Here is a 24,490-nt window from a genome sequence, read left to right on the forward strand (position 1 = left end):
CCACGGCGAGAACGCAGCTTCCCCCGAACAGTTAAGAAGAGACCACAGCGATACAGCAGAAAGAAAAATGCCGCTCACCTTAAGTGAACGGCATTACAGGCTTTGGGCCCTGTTTTTTTGGATACTTGATAGCCACAACTCTTACAGTAATTGGACATTTTATTGATGTAACTACCGCTTGCCACATAAGGCTTGCTGGCCAAATTGCCGCCATCACTGTATAGAATCATGCCCGCAACGTTAGGCAGTTCAACCCACTCATAGGCGTCTGCATAGACTAACAGGTACCAAGCCTGTACTTCTTCCGGGCTAAGTTCAGTCAGCAGGCTAAAGTTCCCAATTACCATAAGACGTTGAATATGGTGCGCATACGCATTTTGCTCAGTTTCTTTTATGCACTGGCGCATACATTTCATATTGGTTTGGGCATCCCAAAAGAAAGATGGCAATGAGCGCGTGTTTCCAAAATAGTTGTCCGTTTTGAGGCCAGGCATAAAGTGCCAATAGAATCCTCTGACATACTCTCTCCAACCCAGAATTTGACGAATAAACCCTTCGGCAGAATTGAGTGGAACCTGACCGGCGTGATAAGCCCGTTCAGCGGCGTCAATGGCTTCTTTGGGAGTAAGCAAACCGCAGTTTAAATAAAAGGCAATATGTGAGTGATACATCCATGGTTTGCCTTCAACCATGGCATCTTGATATTGACCAAAGTTATGTAGTCGCTCTTCAATAAATGTATCAAGCACTTTAAGCGCATCTTTGCGCGTGACAGCAAAAAAGAAATTCTCTAACTCACCAAAATGATGTCCAAATTCACTCTCTACAAGCTTAATAACGTCTTGCGTAATATCGTCAATATCAAACGTGGTGTGCTTAGGTACCTTGTGTGTCTCAGGCATTGACTCACGATTTTGTGAATCGTAGTTCCATTTCCCACCGATGGGGTTTTTATCGTCCATCAGCACGTGGTGTTTCCGTCTCATTTCTCGGTAAAAAAACTCCATACGAAGCTGTTTTTTACCGTGAGCCCAGTCACTAAACTCTTGAGGAGTAGCCAGAAAGCGGTTGTCTTCGCAGATTTCAACCGGAACACCTAACTCGTTCTCCCACTGCTGCATACTTTTAAGCAGCCTGTGTTCACCAGGCGTTGTGCATACCACGCGTTCAAAGTCGCCATTATCTAGCGCATACCTAACTTGACCAAGTAAACTACCTTGATTGTTGTCATCAAGATAGGACACATAGTCCACACGATAATTATCATCTTTCAGAGCTTTAGCAAAATGACGCATGGCGCTGAACAAAAAAGCGATTTTTTTCTTATGATGTTTTACGTAAGTAGCTTCTTCGCGAACTTCAGCCATCAGTATTGTATCTTTGGTTTTACGCGCGTTGGCAATAGCCGGAAGCGTTTCAGTTAGCTGATCGCCAAGTACTAATATGAGTGAAGACATACCCTACTCTTTTATCTCTTGAAACGCGTCGAGCGCTCGTTGGCGTGACGCTTTTAAATCTACAATTGGCTTAGGGTAGTCCTTACCTAGTTCAATACCTGCGTCCTTCGCAATGATTCCTGGGGCTTCCCATGGTTTGTGGATGTACTTGTCTGGCAAGTTTTTAAGCTCAGGGCAATATCGACGCACATAGTTGCCTTTTTTATCGAATTTTTCTCCCTGTAAAATAGGGTTAAAGATTCTAAAGTACGGTGCTGCGTCTGCACCAGAGCCCGCGACCCATTGCCAACTGGCACTGTTGCTCGCAAGGTCAGCATCGAGCAAGGTATCCCAAAACCATCGCTCGCCTTCATGCCAGCTCAGCAACAAGTTCTTCACTAAAAACGACCCCACAATCATTCGTACTCGGTTGTGCATATAACCGGTTTGCCATAGTTCGCGCATGCCAGCGTCGACGATAGGAATGCCAGTGTTGCCCGTTTGCCACGCTTTGAGCGCTTTAGCATCAGTTCGCCATGGGAACTTATCGAACTTTTCGTTGAAATTTTTATTCGGCAATGTGGGAAAGTGATACAGCAAGTAATAGCTAAATTCGCGCCAGCCTAATTCGCTTAAGTAGGTATCAATACTCTTATCTTCGCTATTTCCAAATTTATCTTTTATGGCGTACCACACTTGATTAGGAGAGACTTCACCAAAATGGAGATGTGGCGATAGCCGCGATGTTCCCTTGACAGAAGGAATGTCTCTGTCTTCTTTATAATTTCGTGCCGCGTTTTCGATGAAACTCGATAGGTTGTCAGCTGCGCCCTCTTCGCCTGGCTTCCAACTAGACTTAATGGTTTCATCCCACGGTATTGTTGGAAGCAAATCTAATGCTTCGAGCCCATCGCCAATATCCTTTACATCGGCGTAAGTGATCCTCGCAGGTGGTGCTTTAGGGTATCTGGGTTCATCAATTTGCAAACAGCCTTTTCGATAATAAGGCGTAAACACTCTGTACGGCGTACCATCCTTCTTGAGTACCTTCATAGGCTCCCAGAGCAAACTTCCGTTATAGCTCTGTGCGTCGAATCCGTCGTTTACAAGGGCTTTTTTTATACTCGTGTCACGATTTTTTTGCCACGGCTCATAGCAGCGATTCCAAAATATAGACTTGGCGCTGAATTCTTTTAACAATTTAGGGATAAGTTGCTTTGGATCGCCCTTAAAGATTTGAAGGTGTCCATTGAGGCGTTCATTTAATGAAGCCAGAGAGTGGTGTAGCCACCATTGACTCGCCCCACCAGGGATCCTTCCATCAGGTGTTGCCTCGTCATAAATATAAATGGGTACAATTTTTCCCATATCACAGGCAGCGTTAAGCGCAGGATTATCTTTAACGCGTAAGTCTTGTCTGAACCACATGATGCTAACAGGAACGGTCACTATTTTTCCTTTTTTCGTTGTTCTATTTTTTAGTCGGTTACGTATTTCATTTACTACGACATTCGTTCGGTTCAGGATCCGTTAGAAAATTAAAAAACTAATAGTGAAAATATATGGTAAATCAACCAATTAATCAGTGTGATAAAAAACAAACAAAACGAGGGCTTTATTGGTTTAGGAACGACCTAAGGCTACACGACAACCAAGCATTGAAAGTGATGTGTGAAAGTGTCGATGAGGCCACATTTATCTATATATTTGATGAGAAACTACTTAATACAGATAAAATGGGTCTGTCACGGATTGGCGTTCATCGTTTAGGTTTTTTAAAACAATCGCTGTGGGATTTATCCAATAATTTACTCAAACTGGGCCACAAACTTCACATTTACTCTGGCGACCCTATTAGCTGCGTAGCGTCTCTTGTCGACAGTGAATCTTTTACACATGTTGGCATGAGTGTACACAATGGATGGTACGAACGTTGTGAGGAAGATGAGTTAAGAAAAAAACTTTCCGCTGTTGAATTTGTAGCGCAAGAAACCTTTGGTCTATTTAATGAAAATGACCTGCCTTTTAGCATAAATAGCATGCCAGACGTATTCAGCCCGTTTAGGCGCAAAATTGAAAAAGCGTCAACGCCGCGCACTGTTTGTGAGATACCTCAACATTTCCCATTGAGCTACACACCAAAGCAATTATTAACCAAATTACCAGAGGTATTAGACGACATTACAACGAGTAATAGTTTCTCTTACGAAGAAGGAAAGTTTATTGGTGGGGAAACCGCAGCTCTCGCTCATTTACAGCACTACTTATTTAAATGGCAGGCCGCTTCATCATACAAAGAAACTAGAAACGCTTTGGATACATGGCGACACAGTACGAAACTATCAGCATGGCTTGCAAATGGCTCACTTTCTGCAAGAGAGGTTGTAAGACAAGTTACGCATTTTGAGCAGACTGTTGAAAAGAATGATTCAACCTATTGGATATACTTTGAATTGTTGTGGAGAGAGTTTTTCTATTGGCTACAACGAAAATATCACAGTCAGTGGTTCGCATTTTCTGGAATTCAAAATAAAGCACCGAACACCCGGCATGATCAAGAAACGTTTGAAAAGTGGTGTAATGGCACAACAGGCTACCCTATTGTTGATGCGTGTATGCGCCAACTGCTTCACACCGGATACATGTCTAACCGTGGAAGGCAACTTGTAGCCAGTTGTTTCGTGCATGAACTCGGACTAGATTGGCGTTATGGTGCGGCGTGGTTTGAGCAACAACTAGTAGACTATGACGTAGGCAGCAATTGGGGCAATTGGCTGTACCTTGCAGGTGTAGGTAGCGACCCAAGAGGCCATAGACAATTCAATCTACAAAAACAGACTGAAATCTACGACACTGACGGTAGCTTTCGCGCCAAATGGCTCAAGCCTACATAGAAATTGCGGTTGATGTTGGTAATGAAGTCATCAAATGACACTATCACAGTAGTTTGGCTTAAGCGGGATTTACGCTTGCGCGATCATGAGCCCCTATTTAGTGCATACAATAATAACGAAAATATCTTACTTCTTTATTGTTGGGAGCCATCGTTATTATGTGACCCTCATATGGATGAGCGACATTGGCGATTTGTAAGTCAAAGCCTTGCTGACATCGATGCACAATTGCCAAATAACAAGCGTGTGTTGCAACTTTATATGGAAGCTGCTGACGCTATCAGCCTTATTGCTCAACAATACCGCATTAACACGGTTAGGAGTCACCAGGAAATAGGTTTGAAGGTTACGTATAACCGTGACGTGAGCATCTCTAACTATCTGAAAAATAGAAATATATCATTTATAGAATGTCAGTACGGTGCGGTAATAAGAGGTTTACCAAATAGAACGCGCTGGCAAGCTAATTGGGAAGTACAATTCGCCAAAAATACGTTCGATTTTCCTATTGGTGATGCAAAATGGGTGCACTGGCAAGGCAACGAAAAACTCTTCGCACAATATTGTGATTACCAAACGATTAATCCATCCGTAGCACATAATTCCAAGATGCAACAAGGCGGTGAACGCAGAGCATGGCAAGCGTTAAAACACTTTTTCGAAGCGCGCGGCATAAATTACCACAAACATATTTCACAACCAGAAGCGTCTCGTGAAGCATGTACACGTATAAGCCCTTATCTTGCGTGGGGTAATTTATCTATACGACAAGCCTACCACGCAGTTATAAATCACAAGCGTGACAAGCGGCGTTTACAAGGCGAGCAAAAAGCACAATGGCTAAGAGCATTAAACGCTCTCACTTCACGCCTTCATTGGCACTGCCATTTTATTCAGAAATTTGAAAGTGAACATAGCATTGAATTTAGGGCAATGAACGATGGTTACGCGCACTTTCCTTATATTGAGGGTCCTGAATGCGAACGCCGATTTTACCTCTGGAAAACGGGGAAAACGGGTTATCCATTGGTCGATGCATGCATGCGCGCACTCGCGCAAACCGGCTACCTTAATTTTAGAATGCGCGCTATGGTAACGAGTTTTTTATGTCACCACTTAAACGTGCATTGGCTTAAAGCCGCCCACTATCTTGCAACGCAGTTTTTAGACTTCGAACCCGGAATACACTACCCCCAAATACAGATGCAAGCTAGCATAACAGGTATACACACCGTCAGGCTGTATAACCCACTCACACAATCAAAAAAGCTAGATCCGTTAGGCGTATTTATAAAAAAATGGGTTCCCGAGTTAAGGAAACTCCCTGATGACGCAGTGCATGCACCACACCTGCTCCCTCCCCTAGAAGCGCAAATGCTCGATTTTGACTTAACACGAGACTACGTAGAACCAATAATCGATATAGCTGCGCTCAGTAAACTTACGGCAAAACGTTTATGGGACTATCGCGAACGCGATGATGTTATTAAACATGCCAAGCGCATTGTCGAACGACATACAATGCAAAATAGTCCAAGCCGCTCTTGGCTTAAACAAAAACAAGCATTACATTAGGCAGAAGCGAAAACGTAACGACGCATGCGTAGATGTACTACTAGCGATTATTTTTTCTGAGCCACTCATTTAATAGCTTTATTTGCCCGCACTTGTAGGCCGCGTACATTAAGCGCATCGCATTAGACATGGCTTCGCTGTCAGTCCAGTCTGTTTTTTCGCGAATTTCATCATAACAAGCTTTCGCTTCAGGGGTTACATAGCCGCGTACAAGCTTTTTACCGGCCTCTTTTTGTCGCTCTCTAAACCGACGTTGTTTATCCGCATTAGCCTTAGCTTTTTCTGAAGGGCTTTTCTCGCTGCGTTTTTTTGCTATTTTATCTGTCATAGTAATCACATAATTTTGCGTTACGTTTAGTCTAACACGCGTTTTTCTTCAGAAAAATGACTGTTCAGAGTTGTTTGGCGTACAAGTGTTCGCTAAATTAGCAACGAAATTATTCAACAATAACGAGCTGGGAATGTCAGAGAAGAAAAATAGCTTTAACAAAGAAGATTTACTTGCATGTAGTCGTGGTGAAATGTTTGGTCCAGGTAACAGTCAATTACCTGCGCCGAACATGTTAATGATGGATCGTGTTGTTTCAATCACTGAAGATGGTGGTGAGCACGGCAAGGGTGAAATAATTGCAGAACTCGATATTAACCCTGATCTATGGTTTTTTGAGTGTCACTTCCCTGGCGACCCTGTGATGCCTGGCTGTCTAGGTTTAGATGCTATGTGGCAACTCGTTGGCTTTTTCTTAGGTTGGAGCGGAGGCCCCGGCAAAGGCCGTGCGTTAGGTGTTGGCGAAGTTAAATTCACAGGGCAGATTTTGCCTACTGCGAAAAAGGTTACCTACAAGATTACAATGAAGCGTGTTATTAAGCGCAAATTGTTTATGGGCATGGCAGATGGCGTTGTAGAAGTTGATGGTCGCGAAATTTATGTAGCCAAAGATCTTAAAGTAGGCCTATTTCAAGATACGTCCAATTTCTAGTTTTAATCTTTAGGGATTTAAGACAGAAAAAAGCCCCTTTGCAGGGGCTCTTCCTTTTGCTTAATCAGTTCATAAAAGAGAAAGTGTTACTTAACACTTAAACCTAAGTGTCTATCTTCTACCGCTTCGCGCCATCCACCTAACCACTGTGAACGTGCATCGTTTTGCTGAAATGGACAATTTTCTTTCGAACGACCGCTGATACCAGCTTGATAGCCTTTTGCATGTGCGCGAGTCAGTTTATCTCTTTTTTGTCTTTTCATTGATTAGCCTCTTTTGTTTGTTGGGTGCACAACAAAATATTTCACGAGCGCTCTACATCATCTTAGGTCGATAGTGCTGGAAAAATTTTGCGTACACTACTTTGATAGTGCAATTGACCAATTGGTTCAAGAAAAATAAAAAATTAAAGGTCTTGACAATCTTTAAATTGATGAAGTTTAAATGAAATATTTATTACATTTTTTATGCATAATTATTTCAGTTTTTACATCTCAAAGGCATAAAAAAAAACCGCATCGAGATGCGGTCTTTTACACAATCAATGTGATTACTTTTTAATGCGTCTGCGCATTAGCGTTACACCAAGAAGTGCTAACACACTTAGCCAACCCATTGACGCACCCTGGCGTTCATAGGGTTGTTCATCGTCAGGAATCTCGCATTCTTCAATGTTGCCATTACTTAGCGGAGAAAGTTTTACAGCAATAATATTATCAACAAGTTCTGTTTCGCCATCACTATTAATAATATCTACACCCGTTGCATAACGGTTGGTATTCTTAACACGGGCATTTGCAATTATTTCGTTATTGTCGTTGATATCAACCGCTTCAACTAACTCATAATCACTGTCACATGCAATGAGATCGTTCAAATCAGTAAACTCTTGCGTTTCAATGTTATACATAAACGCCGCTGTTTGACGGATAGAATCATTGCTTATAACTGAATCTGCTTTACCAACAATAATATTGTTATTGTTAATGGCATTTGGGGTAACACCTGAACTCGTAAAGAAACCATCAGGATAGTACTGTTCTTGAGTATCTAGGTTATAAGCGAATAAACGTGAACGGGCTATATCGCTGCGCGAACGCAAGACTGCCCCAGCCACCCAGTTGTTGTCATTAATATCTATTGCTTGGCTTAAGATATTCTCGTCTCTAGGTAGGAGTTCAATTGTCTCACCATCGCGATACACGGTTGCAACGCGTTCACTCTCTAACAACGCAGAGCTATTAGGACGGGTTACAGAAACTCTGTCACCAGTTAGTGCTTCACCAACCGCAATCCCCTGATTGTTTATGCTAAATGCGTAACTATAGTAGTGATTGGTGTCATCTTCTTCGCGTTCGAACAATAGCGGGAAGGTTTGTGTACTGATGACATCACCAGTAGCGTCTAACTGCCAGATGGTCGCATTTACTTCAGCAGCGAGTACAAAACTTGCCAATGCTCTTGTGCGGGTACTTGCATTGATAAAGTAGGTGTCAATGCGCGGTACGACAAATGATCCTGAATAAACGTTCGAGCGACAACGGCCTTCTGAAATGTCGGTGCGCGCCTCGGGGTCAGCACAATTCTCAATTGCATCATTAACCACATCTAAGAAACTCACTGAGCTATATCCGGCAACTTGCAGGTTCTCATTAACACTTTGCGCAGAGGCATAACCGCCCAACGTGTCATCCACCGGAGGTAGTTTTGTAGTATTTCCAGCTACCTGCACAAATGCTTGCTGAGTAGATTCTGCGTAGGTGTAGTTAATGGTATCACCATCTTCGTTCTCATACGGATCAAGTACTACAAGACCTGCAGAGTCACCCACGATAAAATCACCGTTTAAACTATCGCGACCAGTAGCTTCTACTGAAAAGGTATAATCGTCAAATTTATCAGTAACTTGGTCTAACCCAGGCACTAATGAAAAATCTTGAGTATCGGTGATGTAGGTTCTGTATTCCGCGAGTTTTTGCCCTTGAGTGGCCCCTACGTTTGAAAGCAGATAGTTAACGATAAGTGTGTAGTCAGCATCAGTGAATACGCCTTGTAATGCGTCATCTTCATTTTCTAGTGCTGCACCAAACTGGGTAAAAAATGTAGTGTCATTTTCTAACTGGTCTACATCGACAGGCGGATTAAATTCGCGCTGAACGACAGTTAACATTTTGCCTGAGTTGTCTATTGAGCGGGCAAAGTTGTTTACTGCGGTATCCTGTAAAGGAAGAGGCGTCACTGAATAGGTCGCGGCCATTGCCGAAACACTTCCTGTTGCCAACAGAACGGCGGCGGCAAGCTGAGTTCGTTTCATTTAAAATCCTATTTACTGCTGATTATCTTCCAGCATACTTTCTAGTTCATCCCAGCGCGCATACTTCTGGGAAAGTAATTCTTCTTTTTCTGCTAATGCGGCTAGGGCCTTAGCGGTGGTATCACTATCTTGTTTGAAGAAATCAGGGTCGTTTACCTGTTCTTGCATAGCTTCAAGCTCAGCCTCTAAAGACTCTAATTCTTGAGGCAATGATTCAAGCTCTCGCTGATCCTTATATGATAGCTTTTTCGTCTTGCGGGGAGAAGACTTAGCACTAGGACTGCTTGAAGTTGAATTAGTTTCATTCTTTACCTTGGCTTTTTCTTCTTTTTCAATCTGCTGACGCTTCTCCTGCTGCTCTTTATACCAGTTTTCAACGTCAGTGAAACCCCCGATAAACTCTCTGAGTTTCCCATTGCCTTCAAATACAAGGCTGCTATTGGCAACATTATCAACAAATTCCCTATCGTGACTCACTAGTAATACCGTTCCCGTATACTCATTGAGTAAGGTTTCCAACATTTCGAGAGTTTCAACATCAAGATCGTTTGTCGGTTCATCGAGTACTAATACGTTACTCGGTTTAAGCATTAATTTTGCGAGCATCAAGCGGTTCTTTTCACCACCTGATAACGACTTAACGGGCGCATTAACACGTTCTGGCGTAAACAAATAATCTTGCAGGTAACTGATAACATGACGAGGGTGACCGTTGACCATCAGATCGCGCTTGCCGTCACCAACGGCATCAATCACTGATTTTTCTAGGTCAAGGCCATGGCGATGTTGGTCAAAATACGCCACTTCAAGGTTTGTCCCTTGTTTGCAATTACCCGAATCAGGTGTCAATTCGCCAAGTAATAGTTTGATAAGTGTACTTTTGCCACTGCCGTTAGGTCCAATAAGCGCTAGCTTATCGCCACGTATTACATTGAGGTTAAGGCCTTTTACAATTGGCTTACCTTCAATGCTATAACTGAGGCCCTTAACCTCAAATACCATTTTGCCTGAGCGACCGCCTTGGTGTTGGTTTACAACTGCACTGCCCTGCACCGCTCGACGAGCTTTGCGCTCTTCACGGAGCTTTTTAAGTGCACGAACTCGACCCTCATTGCGAGTACGTCTTGCTTTGATCCCTTGTCGTATCCACACCTCTTCTTGCGCTAACTTTTTATCAAACTCAGCGTTTTGCGACGCTTCAACTTCCAAGTCGTGCTGCTTTTTCTCAAGGTAAGTTTCGTAATTGCCTGGGTAGCTTGTTACGGTTCCACGGTCTAAATCGACAATGCGCGTGGCCATTGCGCGGATAAATGCACGGTCGTGGCTAACGAATACAATTGCACCTTTATAGTTGCTTAAACTAGATTCGAGCCAACGAATCATTTCAATATCAAGGTGGTTAGTCGGTTCATCCAACAATAGCAAATCAGGTGAGCGAACTAGTGCACGAGCAAGAGCAGCTTTACGGCGCCACCCACCTGATAAGGTAGATAGCGATATATCCGGGTCGAGTTTGAGCATGGTTAGCGTTTGTTCAATTTGCTGTTCAAACTGCCATGCATCCCGCGCCTCTAGAGTCTCTTGTAAACGCTGAAGTTTGTTTAGATTGGCTTCGCTTGGGTCTTCACCAACCAGTTTTGTTTGATGAAAATAGGCTTTAAGTGTTTCACCCACATCTGACAAGCCCTCTGCCACGTAATCAAATAGGGTTACATCTGTGGTCTGGGGCGGATCTTGTTCCAATCGTGCGATGACTGTATTGTTTTCAATAATACGCTGCCCATCGTCAGCGATAACATCGCCAGCAATGACTTTCATCAAAGTAGACTTGCCACTTCCATTTCGGCCAACTAGGCAAACCCTTTCTTTAGGTTGCACTACCAACTCAACGCCATCAAGCAGTGGTGGGTTACCGTAAATCACAGTGATATCTTTTAACTGCAGAATACTCACTGAAGAAACTCCTCTAAGTCTTCTCTTGAAAAGGGCCAGCCGATTTCTTTGTTATTATCTTCTCGTTTAAGCACAGGTATGCGGGCACCGTACAAATGGTAAAGGTCAGTGCTCTCGCGAATATTGACCTTCTCTACTTCTAGGGCATTAAACGAAGAGGTATTTTTTAATTCAATATCTGCTAAATCACACAAACTGCACTGGGGCCCGGTATAGAAAAAAATCTTCATGATGTCAGTATCCAGCACTGATGAATATTACCTTTTCGGGCAAAGTCTTCTGGTATTGTTTGCTTGGTAATATTCTCTATTGATAAGCCAAGCTCACTAATAGCTGTTTCATCCAGTTTAAAACCGCGTTTATTATTTGAGAAAATAATAATACCGCCCTCTTTTAAACACTGTTTCGCATCACTTAGCATGTTGACGTGGTCACGCTGTACATCCCATGTATTTTGCATGCGTTTAGAATTTGAAAACGATGGAGGGTCAATAAATATGAGGTCGTATTTACCCTTATGCGACGCTAACCATGTTGTGCAGTCTGCTTGAATGAAAGCATGTGGACCTGACAACTTGTTAAGTGCTACGTTTTTCTTAGCCCAGTCGAGATACGTGTTAGACATATCTACTGTAGTAACTGACTTTGCGCCGCCTTTGGCTGCAAAAACAGACACGCTGCCAGTGTAAGAAAACAAATTCAGTACGTCTTTATCTTTAGCCATCTGCATGACTTTTTGACGAGTATTACGGTGATCTAGAAAAAGCCCGGTATCAAGGTAGTCAGTTAGGTTAACGAGAAAACGAGCGCCGTTTTCAAACACTTCCATCATCTCACCAGACTGATTTATCTTTTCGTACTGTTTTGTACCTTTCTGCTGACTACGCACTTTAAGCGCTATTTGTTTGGGTGAAACACCTGTTACAGCAGGTAGATGTAACAATACCTCTTGCAGGCGCTTGCGGGCTTTTTCTTCAGATACTGTCTTCGGTGGCGCATACTCTTGCACCACAAGCCAATCACCATAGCGGTCAACCGCGACGTTATAGTCTGGCAAATCTGCATCATAGATGCGGTAGCAATTAGTATTGGCCGTCTTAATCCAGCCTTTCATTCGCTTTAAGTTCTTTTTAAGACGATTTGCAAATTCGTGGTTACTGGCATCTTCACCAAATTGCACCGTATTTTCTTCATCAAGTACATAATTTGCGAGGCGACACTCTAACTTTCCGTTGTTCATTGCGTAATCTTTGGTAGCGCGAAGCTTAAGTACACGCAACAGATCTCGATTGCTACTTAACAGTGAAACATGCCATCCCTTCCACGCTTCTTTGAAACGCTTACCCCAATCATTGAAAAGCGGTATTAATGACGTGAGTTCACCCAAGCGTTCACCGTAAGGCGGGTTGGATACTACATAGCCAGGTGTAGAAACAGGTGGAGATGATTTTGTCGCATCTTGCTGACTAAACTGAATATCGTTAAACACGCCTGCAAAGTCAGCGTTTGCTTTTGCAATGGCCACCATTTTTCGGCTAAAGTCACCTGCATAAATGCCCGCACATGACGGTTTTTGTGCCTCGATGGCACTATTCAATAATTTTTCCCAAACCGGCTGCTCGTGACCTAACCACTTCGTAAAACCCCAATAGCTACGTTTAATACCTGGGGCAATATTACGTGCAATATACGCCGCTTCTATGGCAATTGTGCCTGAACCACACATTAGGTCGACCAATGGCGCGTCTTGGTTTTCTGTCCATCCACTTCGAATAAGCATCGCACTTGCGATATGTTCTTTAAGTGGTGCATCTCCCGTTTGTTGACGGTATGCGCGCTGGTGCAAACTCGCGCCAGCCAAATCAATACCTAAAATCACGTTATCGCGATGTAACCTAGCGTACACCGAAATATCAGGTGACTTTCTTTCAACAGAAGGACGTGCTAATCCTTGCTCGACAAAAGAATCAACGATGGCGTCCTTTACGCGAACAGCACCAAATTGCGTGTTTTTAATGGCAAAGTTGGTACCAATGAACTGTACTGATAACGTATGACGAGAACCCATGTGCATCTGCCAATCTATGCTCATAGCGGTGTTATAGAGTGCCTCGGCATCACCTGCCTTCCCTGTCGCTAACACCCAAATTACGCGGTTGGCAAGACGAGACCACAAGCAAAGTTTGTAGGCGTCTTCCTTACTTCCTTCAAACTGAATAGTACCGGGCCCTTGTTTTATTTGGGCGTCGGGACAAAGTGATAACACTTCTTGCTTGAGAAGTTCGTCAAGACCGCGACTGGTCGTCACCAGAATTGTATTCATTCATGTACCTGTTTTGATAGGGGCGCAAGAAACCTCACGCACCCAAAGTAGATTGTTTCAGATGTATTATAACGCGTTTACAATGCGTTTAACGAGTGACGGGCCTTGGTAGATAAAAGCAGAATATACCTGAACCAAAGATGCGCCGGCATCTAACCTCGCTTTAGCCGCCTCAGGAGAGTCAATTCCGCCAACGCCTATTATGGGCATAGAACGGTCTAGCGCTTTGGCTAGCTTGCGGGTGACCGCTAAACTCATGTCTGTCATTACAGAACCACTTAGGCCGCCCATTTCGTCACAATGCGGTAAACCTTGAACAGCGTCACGAGATAAAGTGGTATTAGTGGCAATTACACCGTCCATTTTCGTGTTTATTAACGATTGGGCGATACTTTCGATTTCAACGTCACTTAAATCTGGCGCTATTTTGATAAACAAAGGTACATATTTACCATGTGTTTGCGTAAGGGTTTCTTGTGCTGCTTTAAGACCTGCGAGCAATTTATCTAACGCTTCACCGTATTGTAGATTGCGAAGCCCTGGAGTGTTAGGCGAAGAAATATTGATGGTGACGTAACTTGCATAAGGGTAAACCTTATTTAAACAAATCAGGTAATCGTCAAGCGCTTTACTTTCTTCAGTATCTTTGTTTTTACCAATATTTATTCCAATAGGACCTTTAAACTGTGCCTTTTTAACCTGTTCAACAAGATGGTCTACACCTTTGTTGTTAAAGCCCATACGATTAATAATGGCATGCTTTTCTGGAATGCGGAATAAGCGTGGTTTTGGGTTGCCCGGTTGTGGTCGTGGCGTCACTGTGCCTATTTCAACAAAGCCAAACCCCATGCTAGAAAACGCATCAATACAGTCGCCATTTTTGTCAAGACCAGCAGCTAAACCTACAGGGTTGTCAAATGTCATACCCGCAATGGTGACGGGCTTTTTGATTGTGGGTGTGCTGTACATCCATTTCAGCGGTGTATGTTGGGTCTTATTCAACCAGTTAATGGTGAAATCGTGACTTTTTTCAGGCTCGCACTGAAGTAAGAATTTTTGCACTAAGGATTGCATGACAGTAATAAACGCTCACAAATATAAAAAAGCCCTGTTCAACAGGGCTTAAATTATTAAGGTGCGTGTATTCTAATGGTTAGACTTCACGCTTAAAAGCATCAATTCACGTAAAGCGACAGAAAATTTCGCAAATTCATGCGTACTGCTTGTCTTAAATTCAGACATCATGTGATACCAACGCTTTAACAACACTTGATTGCTATCAATCCACTCATCCAGTATTTGATTTGCATCTTTGGAATCTTCACGAGATGCAAGCAAGTTAGCAGTTATAGAACGTTGCTGCCAATCAAGCTCTTCTCGATAGGACGCGCGTGCCAATGCTTGCCAGTGGTTAGTTACTGTTTGATTGTTAATTTGATCTAAGAACCAGTGCAGTTCAAGTTTAGAACCTAGTTGATAATACAATTTCGCAACCACATCGGTATCGTGCTTATCTGATTCAACAATTTGTGCCAGGTCGAAACTTGAGAACATATTTGAGAAGCTAGCCACTTGATATGCGATATCTTGTGGTACGCCCTCATTAATGTATTTCTGCGTTGCTTTTTCAAGCTGTGCATACTCACTTTCAACCAAATAATGTTGAAGATTGGTAGACAGCGTATCAAAAGTACCGCGGTAACTCGCAATCGCTTCATCAATAGACTGCGCTTTGTTACCGTGACGAATGTACCAACGCGAAGCACGGCGCATAATACGTCTGGCTTCATCTAGCATCTTAAGCTGAAGCTGTGCAGGAATAACGTTATCGAGTTGCTCGATACGCTCCCATAGCGTCTTCATATTAAAGATACCATGCACAATAGCGTATGCATCGGCAATCTCACTAACACTAGCACCGGTTTCCTCTTGCATTCTGAATACAAAATTAAGACCCATATCGTTAACCATGTTGTTGGTTAACTTAGTGGCAATAATTTCACTGCGTAGAGGGTGTTGTTGCATGTGATCAGCAAACTTTTTACGCAACACTTCTGGGAACGCTTCAACTAACAATTTACCGTGATACGGGTTATCAGTAATCTCAGGAATATTGAGTGCATCTTTTAGCACCATTTTGCCATAGGCAATCAACACACTTAACTCAGGTCGAGTGAAGCCTTGATCAGTAGCAACGCGATCAGAAATTTCATCATCACTTGGAATAAACTCGAGTTCGCGGTTAAGCTGCCCTTCACGCTCAAGACCGTGAATAAATCGCAGTTGCTCTTTAAGTTGCTTAACGCCTGCCATTTCGGTTATTGAAATAGATTGGGTCTGGCGATAACAGTCTTTAATTACAATGCGCGACACGTCATCAGTCATGTCGTATAACAACTTATTACGCTGCTTAAGCGTAAGTTCACCATCGTTTACTAGGCTGTTAAGTAAGATTTTGATATTAACTTCGTTATCTGAGCAATCTACGCCGCCCACGTTGTCGATGAAGTCGGTATTAACACGACCACCATTAGACGCATATTCAATACGACCTAGTTGGGTAAGGCCTAAGTTACCGCCTTCACCAACGATTTTCGCTTGTACGTCACGACCGTTAACGCGCAAATCATCATTTGCACGGTCGCCCACCTCTGAGTGCGATTCCTTTTTGCTCTTAATGTAGGTGCCGATTCCACCATTCCATAGCAGGTCAACAGGCATTTTAAGAATGTTGTGGATCAACTCGTTAGGTGTCATCGTTAACTGACGTGTACCCAACCACTTCTTCATCTCTGGCGACAGTTTTATAGACTTAGCAGAACGATGGAACACACCGCCGCCCTTTGAAATCAATTTGCTGTCGTAGTCTTCCCAACTCAGACTTGGATTTTCGAATAGGCGCTTGCGCTCTTCATAGCTTGCTGCCGCATCTGGATTCGGGTCGAAGAAAATGTGTAAATGGTTAAACGCGGCAATTAAGCGCGTGTGTTTTGATAACAACATACCGTTACCAAAAACATCCCCTGCCATATCACCAACACCCGCGCAGGTGAAATCTGTGGTTTGACAGTCGATACCAATTTCACGGAAATGACGCTTAACAGATTCCCAACCACCACGGGCAGTAATACCCATTTTCTTATGGTCGTAACCGATACTACCGCCAGATGCAAATGCATCGCCTAGCCAGAAACCAAACTCTTCAGCAATGCCATTGGCAATATCAGAAAATGTAGCAGTACCTTTGTCTGCTGCAACAACTAGGTAAGGGTCGTCATCATCTAAACGAACAACGTCTTTTGGCGGAACAATTTCACCGTTTACAATGTTATCAGTAATATCAAGTAAGCTTGTTATGAAAGTACGGTAGCACGCTTGACCCTCAGCTTGGATGGCTTCTCTACCCTGCCCAACTGGCAAGTTTTTACATACGAATCCACCTTTTGCGCCGACGGGCACGATAACAGTGTTTTTTACTTGCTGTGCTTTAACAAGGCCCAATACTTCAGTACGGAAATCTTCTTGTCTGTCTGACCAACGAAGACCACCACGTGCCACTTTACCACCACGTAAGTGAACGCCTTCAACACGCGGGCTATATACGAAGATTTCGAACTTAGGCAGCGGAAGCGGCATTTCAGGGATCAATTCAGGCATCATCTTGAATGAAACGTAAGACTTTTCATTACCTGCATCGTCTGTCTGGTAGAAGTTGGTACGCAATGTCGCACACATCATATCGAGATAACGGCGAATGATACGGTCATCATCAAGGTTGCTAACGTTGTCTAGTTGCGCTTTTATCGTCTCTAACAGCGCTTCTTCTTTCTTCTCGTTACGCTTTTTCTTAGGGTTAAAGCGCTGGTCGAAGAAATCAACTAACAAACGTGCAATATCAGGGTAATTGGCCAAAGTATTGGCTATGTAATCTCGGCTGAATGAACTGCCTGTTTGACGCATGTATTTTGCGTAGGCGCGCAACACAGTAACCTTACGGCCTGTCATATTGGCACCCAAGATTAAGCGGTTAAATGCATCGTCTTCGAGAGTCTTGTACCATACTTTAGCGAATGCATCTTGGAACAAGATCTGTGCACTTTCCATGTCAAAGTGTTGTCCACTTTTATGCAACATGGTGAAGTCCATCACCCAATTACGCTCGCCTTCTGAGCAGGTAATTTTGTAAGGACTCTCATCAATAACACGCAGTCCAAAGTTCTCCAGCATAGGTAGAACATCAGATAAGTGGATAGGCTCTGCTCTATGAAACAGCTTAAGCTTAACTACTTGGCTGTCTGCATCTTCTTCTTGAGGTCGGTAGAACAACATATCAAGCGTATGATTGTCGTCTAGCATCTCTAGCTTACCGATATCAACAAGCGCAGCGGATGGTAGGTTATGTTCCATGTAACTGCGAGAAAACGCGTTATTGTATTTGCGTTCTAGCGCTTTACCCGATGCTTCACCATGAGCGGCACTGATAGCTGAAGCCAGGCGGTCGTTCCACGTTTTGGTCAACTCAATAATATTTTGTTCTATTTCCTTCACGTCAAATTCCGCGTTGTTGTCGTTGACTCGGGCAATGTAATGCGTACGTGCATACACAGACTCAGAGAAGAATGTGGTGAACTCGACTTCTTCAGTAGCGCCTAAAGAAGCTTTCAATAATGCTTGTGTTTCTTTACGAAGTTGTGTGTTGTAACGCTCTCTTGGTACAAACACCATACACGAGAAGAAACGACCAAAGATGTCTTTGCGTATAAACAAACGCGATATGCCGCGCTCTTGCATCTGAAAGATACCCATAACAATTTGAGCAAGCTCTTCTGCTGGCGTTTGCAGTAGCTCGTCACGTGGGTATGTTTCAATGATATTTGTGAACGCTTTAAACGCATGTGTACCAGGTTCAAAACCTGAAAGCTCACAAATACGGTTAATTTTTTCACGTAAAATAGGTAGCTGCGTAACACTATTATTGTAGAAAGAGGCTGAGTACAAGCCTAAGAAACGATGCTCGCCTACAACTTGTCCTTCTTTGTTAAATACCTTAACGCCAACATAATCCATGTAAGCTGGGCGATGTACACGCGCTCGCGAATTTGTTTTAGTCAAAATCAATGGATTTTGACTAAGTGCTTCAGCACGCGCAGACGCTGGCAGCTTCGACAATAGACGCTCGCGATCGTTAATTGAATTTTTCAACAAACCCAAGCTTGTATCATTTTGAGGGATCCAGCGGTGATCACCTTCAATAGCTTTAACCTCATAATAACGGTAACCCATCATTGTAAAGTTGTGGTCGCCCAGCCATTCTAAATACGCTTTTGTTTGTTTCTTCGTATCAGCAGACACAGGCCAGTTGTACTTAGCGCTGCCTTTAATCACGTCTTGCAACGTATTTGTCATGTCTTGCCAGTCTTGAACTGCAAGCGAAACTTCATCAACTACAGAGTGAAGCTCTTGTGTGAGCGCTTCAATATCCTTTTTCGATGTCTGTCTATCTATCTCAATAAAGATAACAGTCTCTTTTTTCGCGCCATCTAGCGCCTGCCCTGGCTCTGCAAACGCTTCTACTTTGTTAGCGTCATTTCGTTTTATGCCAATGGGGCTATGTAGGAACAGATGCGATGTAATATTAAGACGGTTCAGCAACATACGCACTGAGTCAACCAAAAACGGCATATCAGAGACGATGATTTCAACGATGGTATGACTTGAGTGCCAACCATGTTTTGCAATCTCTGGATTAAATACACGAATATAGGGTGACGCGTTATCGAACTTTGCTAATCCGTTCCATAAACTAAGTGTTGCACCATAAAGGTCGCTGTCGTTGCGATTTTCTAAATCATCGCTAGATATATTTTTATACAACAGACGTCCGAATTGCTGCACAAGAGACTTCTGCTTGGTATCTACTTTCTTGTCTATCAATGCAAATACGTTATCTAGCAGTACTGAGTGTCGCTGTGAGGTGACTGTCATTTGTTAACCTTTTTTTAAAGTGGTAATACCAGTCTTGTTGGTATAAGTGCCGAGTACCTAACTATTTTCTCTAATAAATGACGCTATTGAAAGCCCAATTTTAACCTTAATTTAACAGGATAGATAAGTATGCAAAAAACACCAAAAAAAAGGGCCTAAAGGCCCTTTTTTATGCGTAGCTATGCAAAAATAATTTATGCACCAGGGTCACACTTATTCCACCATAGGAACCTAGCCAGTGCTGGCAGTACAATTATTGCACCAAGCATGTTCACTACGAACATGAAGGTAAGCAAAATACCCATGTCCATTTGGAATTTTAGCGATGAGAATACCCACGTACTCACACCAATAGCCAAGGTAATACCTGTGAACAATACTGCGCTACCGCGTTCTTTAAGCGCCGCAAAATACGCTTCTTGAACCGTCGCTCCCTGTTTCAACATTAGGCTCTTCGTCGAAAGGATATAAATACCATAGTCTACGCCAATACCCACGCCAAGTGCGATAACTGGCAAAGTGGATACGGTGAGCCCTATTTGAAGATACGTCATCAGTGCCTGTGCCAATACCGATACAACGTACAGTGGAATAACAACGACTAACGTTGCTCTTACTGAACGGAAGCTAATTAAGCACAATGCGATAACGGCGCCAAAAACATAAAGCATCATTGGGTCTTGTGCTGCACTTACTGCCTCATTCGTCGCGGCCATAACGCCAACTGGACCTGATGCCAAGCTAAACTTCATGTCGTCGGTTTCATAGTCGGTTCTATACTGTTTAACCGCATCAACCACGCGAGAGATAGTTTCTGCTTTGTGATCTTCCATAAATAGGATAATTGGCATTACAGAACAGTTACTGTTTAACAAACCCGACGAGGTAGGAACGCGCGAAATCGCTTGTACCAGTGTTTGTTGGTTACGCGGTAGTACTTGCCACTTTACGTTACCCTCGTTGTATCCCGCGTTAACAATTTTAGCAACTGATGCTAGCGAAACAGCAGATTGAACGCCTTGCACGTTTTCCATTTTCCACTGGAAGTCATCCATTGCCTTCATCACACTGTGCGATGTACAGGCTTCAGGCGTGGTTTCAACCAAAATAGAAATATAATCTACCGTTACTTCATATTTGTCGGTAATCAAGAAAGTATCTTGGTTATAGCGTGACGTTTCATGGAGCGCTGGCGCACCTGCATGTAAATCACCAATCTTCATATTCTGTGCTTGGAAATGGCCAAGTACGAATAGAACAGCCGTAATGGCAAGAATAATAGCCGCAGGCTTTTTACGTGAACACGCCGCTATAACTTCCCAAAACTTCGCGTTTGCATTCTCTTTCCCTGCAAACTTGTCCATATATTTTTGGTCAAGCTTTAGGAAGCTCATTAATACCGGAAGCAGCAGCAAATTGGTTAAAATGATGACGGCAACACCCATACTCGCTGTAATGGCAAGTTCGCGAATTATGCCGATATCGATAACCAACAACGTCATAAAGCCTACTGTGTCAGATAACAGCGCAATTCCGCCTGGCACAAGTAGGTTTCTGAATGCCGCCATTGAAGCGCGTTTTGCGCCGATTCCTGTTACTGCTTGTTTCTCTACGGCGTTTATCATTTGAACGCCGTGACTAACACCAATAGCGAATACCAAGAATGGGACAAGAATCGACATAGGGTCCATCCCAAATCCAATCGATGTGAGTAACCCAAGCTGCCAGATAACTGCAATAATTGAACATACTAGTGGGAGTAGCGTTAGCATGAAACTGCGCGAGAAGAAATACACCATTACTGCTGTGATAGCGATAGCAATAGCGAAGAAGACTAAAACATCTTTTGCACCGTCTGCTACATCACCAATCATCTTAGCAAAACCGATAATATGAACGGAGGTCTTGTCATTCTCGTATTGGCCCCGAAGCTGCTCTTCTAACTCTGCCGCTAACGCTAAAGTATTGAGAGGCTCACCTGTTTGTGGGTCTATATCAAGTAATTGCGCGGTAACCATGGCACAGCTGTAATCACTAGAAACCTGCCGCCCAACTATGTTTGCTTTTTCTACGTTAGCCGCAACAAGGTCAAGCGCTTCTTGGTTTGAAGAATTAAAGTCAGCTGGAATAACTGGGCCGCCTGCAAAACCGCCTTCTACTATTTCAGTAAAGCGGGTTGAAGGTGAAAACAACGAAATAACCAATGAACGATTTACGCCATTAATAAAAAACAATTGGTCGTGAACGTTTTTAAGCGTATCGAAAAAGTTTTGGTTATATATATTACCTTCTTTGTCACACACTGAAACCAATATGTTATTAGCACCACCAAAATCTTGACGATGCTCAATATAGGTTTTCATGTACTCGTGGTTAAGTGGAATATTTTTTTCAAATCCCGCGTCAAGGCGCATTTGTGAAGCTTGGTAGCCTAGAAACACCGTAGCTAAAGCGAAAAGTGCCACTACAAGTTTTCGGTTACCAAAGACAAGTCTTTCTAGAAATTGGGTCATTGTTCTTATACTGCCCTATTTTTTTAGCGCTAATGTTTTTATGCCATTAGCAGTCACGGCAATACTATTGCCCTTAAACTGTGTGGCATTTAACAATGCGGCTTTATCTTTTATCTGTGTTACTTCTATCCCTTCGTCTGCTTTGCAGTCTGTAGGGTTAGCATAGGGATCGCGCATACTGGTTGGAAGTGGCCGCTGAGCACTGATCATCATACCGTTGTTGCCCAACGCATAAACTTTGGATTCAGAGCCAACCAAAATGGAATTTAATGTACTTGTCGAGCAAGTTTGAACATATTCCCACTCTCCTTCATCGCGACTAACAAAAATATTGCCACGTAAACCAACCGCCAACACAGTGCGAGCGTCAAGCGGCTTGATATCAAAAAATGAACCCGTGTAGTCTACGTAGTAGCGTTCCCACGACTCACCCATATTCTCACTTTTTGCCAGTAAACCCGCCTCACCTGCAAGGTAAAGCGTATTCCCATCTAACGTCACTCTATTTAAGTGAGGCAGGATAGACTCTAATTCTTGTTGATAGAAGGCTTCGTCTTCTTTTCGAATTTCTTCAAGATATTCTCTGTCCATGGGGTCAAGAAGACTGGCATGGCGCTCAGCAGACCAGTTTTGTCCGCCATCAGTAGTACGATAAAATAATCCGTAAGCACCGGCCGCTATACCGTGCTTTTCATCGAAAAATAAAACATCTAAGAATGGACGCTCTAATTCAGGCTGATAGTTTTGAACTTCCCATGTTGCGCCTTTATCAGATGAATGAAGAATTACAGCGTCGTGTCCGACTGCCCAAATGTGCTCACCAACGACCGTCGTTGCAGTGAGTGTTGAATGCGTAGGTACAGCTTTTTGGCTAAAAGTCTGACCATCTTCAGAAACTAAAACGTGACCCCGTTCACCGACAATAACGACAAATTTATCAGCGTCTATGTCCAAAAGAACAGATTGCTCAACCAAAGGTGCCATGAATGCTTCTTCGGCAAATGCAGTAGTTGAATAATTAACTGCAAAGGTTGCGGCAATGCACGCTGCAATGGTTTTTTTCATAATTAACCATTCCCCCTATTTATAATTGTCTGTATACAAAAACGGTTGGCAAGTGCCAACCGTTTGTTGTTCAAGGCGATTAGCGCATACCTTCTCTTCGTAACGCTTGAGGCGTAAATTCTACGTCTCGAGGGCGTACGGTGAAGTCGTACATTTCTTCCTCGTTATCTAAGCCAATTGCAAGATAGCGACGAGAGTTTAAGTCGTAGTATGCATCAAGCGTAGACCACTGAGTAGGAACTTCATAATAGTTCACACCATACGCTACACTAACGCGATAAAGTTCGCCACGGTTATCATACATATCAGCAACTTGGATCTGCCAGCTGTCTTCGTCAATGAAGAAAACACGTTTTTGATAAATATGGCGGAAGCCTTCTTTAAGTGTAGCTTCAACAACCCAAACACGGTGTTTTTCCCAACGGGTTAAATCAGGGTTTACGTGGTTAGGTGTCAAAATATCTGCATACTTAGCATTGTCTGAATGTAGTGCATAGTTATTGTACGCAACATACATTTCTTTTTTGCCCACTAGCTTCCAGTCGTAACGGTTTGGAGAACCATTAAACATATCGAAGTCGTCGGTTGTACGCAGACCATCAGCTGCCGTTCCTGGTGTGTCGTAAGCGATGTTAGGCGCAAGGCGCACACGACGCTGACCGGTGTTATATGTCCACGCTTTACGAGGCTCTTTAACTTGGTCAACCGTTTCATGAACAAGTAGTGCTGTTCCAGCCAAACGAGCCGGCTTAGTTACCTTTTGCTTAAACATGAAAAGTACGTTTTCATCAGTAAGCTTTTCAGGTGTTGCTCCCTCTTCCGCGTACTTAATAAGTAGCTGTTCATCAAAGCCAATAACGTTGTAGTCACCACCTGTTGTAACAGCTGCTTGTCCACCATTACGCTGTACCGCTTCACCACGATAGCGAAGTATATGGTTCCAGATTGCTTCAAGTCCGTTTTGTGGAATTGGGAATGGAATACCTAACACCGCACCTTTTATACCGTTACCGTCGTCAAGTAGTTCAGCGCGAGTCGCATTAACCTTCGTTGCATCATAAATTGCTTGCGGGTTAGAGGCCGAACGGCGCGTTGGATATACCGGCATACGGAACGTATCTGGATACGCTTCAAATAACTTCTTTTGACCCTCGGATAAAAACTCTGAGTACTCTTTATAGTTTTGTGCAGTGATCTCAAACAGAACTTTGTCTTCTGGATACGGATCTGCATGGTGATCGCCTACAGTATATCCGGCTGGAGCCGCTGTAATACCGCCCGTCCACGCAGGGATACTACCATCAGCATTTGCTGCCTTTTCAGCACCAAGTGGAGTTAGTTCATTGCCCAGCTTGTTGGCTTCTGCATCAGATACTTTTGCCATAGCGTTTGCGCCGGTTAGGGCTAGCGATAACGCCGCAGCTATAATTCCTACTTTTCTAATCATAAAAA

The 24,490-nt window shown here is 43.3% G+C and carries 16 protein-coding genes; 3 read left to right on the top strand and 13 right to left on the bottom strand.

Annotated elements, in window-relative coordinates:
- Positions 1-74: 74 nt before the first annotated feature.
- Both LHL20_RS17180 and LHL20_RS17185 read right to left on the bottom strand, forming a co-directional pair.
- On the bottom strand, positions 75-1,457 hold the full coding sequence (locus tag LHL20_RS17180) for a cryptochrome/photolyase family protein (RefSeq protein ID WP_226434178.1): 1,383 nt from the start codon (positions 1,455-1,457) through the stop codon (positions 75-77).
- Positions 1,458-1,460: 3 nt separating this feature from the next.
- Positions 1,461-2,885, bottom strand: a complete 1,425-nt coding sequence (locus tag LHL20_RS17185) for a cryptochrome/photolyase family protein (RefSeq protein WP_226434179.1) — start codon at positions 2,883-2,885, stop codon at positions 1,461-1,463.
- Positions 2,886-2,998: 113 nt separating this feature from the next.
- Between LHL20_RS17185 and LHL20_RS17190 the strand changes: the two genes are divergently transcribed.
- Together LHL20_RS17190 and LHL20_RS17195 are read left to right on the top strand one after the other, a co-directional pair.
- The gene (locus tag LHL20_RS17190; protein WP_226434180.1) at positions 2,999-4,330 is read left to right on the top strand and encodes a DASH family cryptochrome; all 1,332 of its coding nucleotides are present in this window, start codon (positions 2,999-3,001) and stop codon (positions 4,328-4,330) included.
- Between the two features lie 21 nt (positions 4,331-4,351).
- On the top strand, positions 4,352-5,905 hold the full coding sequence (locus LHL20_RS17195) for a cryptochrome/deoxyribodipyrimidine photo-lyase family protein (RefSeq protein ID WP_226434181.1): 1,554 nt from the start codon (positions 4,352-4,354) through the stop codon (positions 5,903-5,905).
- A gap of 40 nt (positions 5,906-5,945) precedes the next feature.
- Here the strand turns inward: LHL20_RS17195 and LHL20_RS17200 are convergent, their stop codons facing one another.
- On the bottom strand, positions 5,946-6,233 hold the full coding sequence (locus LHL20_RS17200; RefSeq protein ID WP_226434182.1) for a hypothetical protein: 288 nt from the start codon (positions 6,231-6,233) through the stop codon (positions 5,946-5,948).
- 133 nt (positions 6,234-6,366) lie between these two features.
- On the opposite strand from LHL20_RS17200, the gene fabA reads away from it, so the two are divergent.
- A complete protein-coding gene (gene fabA / locus LHL20_RS17205; RefSeq protein ID WP_202265756.1) occupies positions 6,367-6,885 on the top strand; it encodes a bifunctional 3-hydroxydecanoyl-ACP dehydratase/trans-2-decenoyl-ACP isomerase in 519 nt (172 codons plus the stop codon).
- Positions 6,886-6,971: 86 nt separating this feature from the next.
- Here the strand turns inward: fabA and rmf are convergent, their stop codons facing one another.
- The 10 genes from rmf to LHL20_RS17255 form a co-directional block, all read right to left on the bottom strand.
- Positions 6,972-7,148 carry a ribosome modulation factor gene (rmf, locus tag LHL20_RS17210; RefSeq protein ID WP_159624501.1) on the bottom strand — a complete coding sequence of 59 codons (177 nt, stop codon included), beginning with the start codon at positions 7,146-7,148 and terminating at the stop codon, positions 6,972-6,974.
- 287 nt (positions 7,149-7,435) lie between these two features.
- Positions 7,436-9,199, bottom strand: a complete 1,764-nt coding sequence (locus tag LHL20_RS17215) for a DUF3466 family protein (RefSeq protein ID WP_226434183.1) — start codon at positions 9,197-9,199, stop codon at positions 7,436-7,438.
- A 12-nt stretch (positions 9,200-9,211) separates the two neighbouring features.
- Entirely contained in the window at positions 9,212-11,152 is a 1,941-nt protein-coding gene (gene uup, locus LHL20_RS17220) for an ATP-binding cassette ATPase Uup (RefSeq protein ID WP_226434184.1), read from the bottom strand.
- Positions 11,149-11,382, bottom strand: coding sequence for a glutaredoxin family protein (locus LHL20_RS17225; protein ID WP_159624495.1), 234 nt, complete (start codon positions 11,380-11,382; stop codon positions 11,149-11,151). Before LHL20_RS17225 ends, uup begins: the two co-directional genes overlap by 4 nt.
- Positions 11,379-13,475, bottom strand: a complete 2,097-nt coding sequence (gene rlmKL / locus LHL20_RS17230) for a bifunctional 23S rRNA (guanine(2069)-N(7))-methyltransferase RlmK/23S rRNA (guanine(2445)-N(2))-methyltransferase RlmL (protein WP_226434185.1) — start codon at positions 13,473-13,475, stop codon at positions 11,379-11,381. The genes LHL20_RS17225 and rlmKL overlap by 4 nt, the downstream gene beginning before the upstream one ends.
- A gap of 66 nt (positions 13,476-13,541) precedes the next feature.
- A complete protein-coding gene (pyrD, locus tag LHL20_RS17235) occupies positions 13,542-14,549 on the bottom strand; it encodes a quinone-dependent dihydroorotate dehydrogenase (protein ID WP_159624491.1) in 1,008 nt (335 codons plus the stop codon).
- 72 nt (positions 14,550-14,621) lie between these two features.
- On the bottom strand, positions 14,622-19,460 hold the full coding sequence (locus LHL20_RS17240) for an NAD-glutamate dehydrogenase (protein ID WP_226434186.1): 4,839 nt from the start codon (positions 19,458-19,460) through the stop codon (positions 14,622-14,624).
- 194 nt (positions 19,461-19,654) lie between these two features.
- On the bottom strand, positions 19,655-21,973 hold the full coding sequence (locus LHL20_RS17245) for an efflux RND transporter permease subunit (RefSeq protein ID WP_202265771.1): 2,319 nt from the start codon (positions 21,971-21,973) through the stop codon (positions 19,655-19,657).
- A 15-nt stretch (positions 21,974-21,988) separates the two neighbouring features.
- Positions 21,989-23,038 carry a WD40/YVTN/BNR-like repeat-containing protein gene (locus LHL20_RS17250; protein ID WP_226434187.1) on the bottom strand — a complete coding sequence of 350 codons (1,050 nt, stop codon included), beginning with the start codon at positions 23,036-23,038 and terminating at the stop codon, positions 21,989-21,991.
- A gap of 79 nt (positions 23,039-23,117) precedes the next feature.
- Positions 23,118-24,485 carry a DUF1329 domain-containing protein gene (locus tag LHL20_RS17255; RefSeq protein ID WP_226434188.1) on the bottom strand — a complete coding sequence of 456 codons (1,368 nt, stop codon included), beginning with the start codon at positions 24,483-24,485 and terminating at the stop codon, positions 23,118-23,120.
- Between the last annotated feature and the right edge of the window lie 5 nt (positions 24,486-24,490).

The organism is Alteromonas sp. McT4-15, from assembly GCF_020515205.1.
GTDB lineage: Bacteria > Pseudomonadota > Gammaproteobacteria > Enterobacterales > Alteromonadaceae > Alteromonas.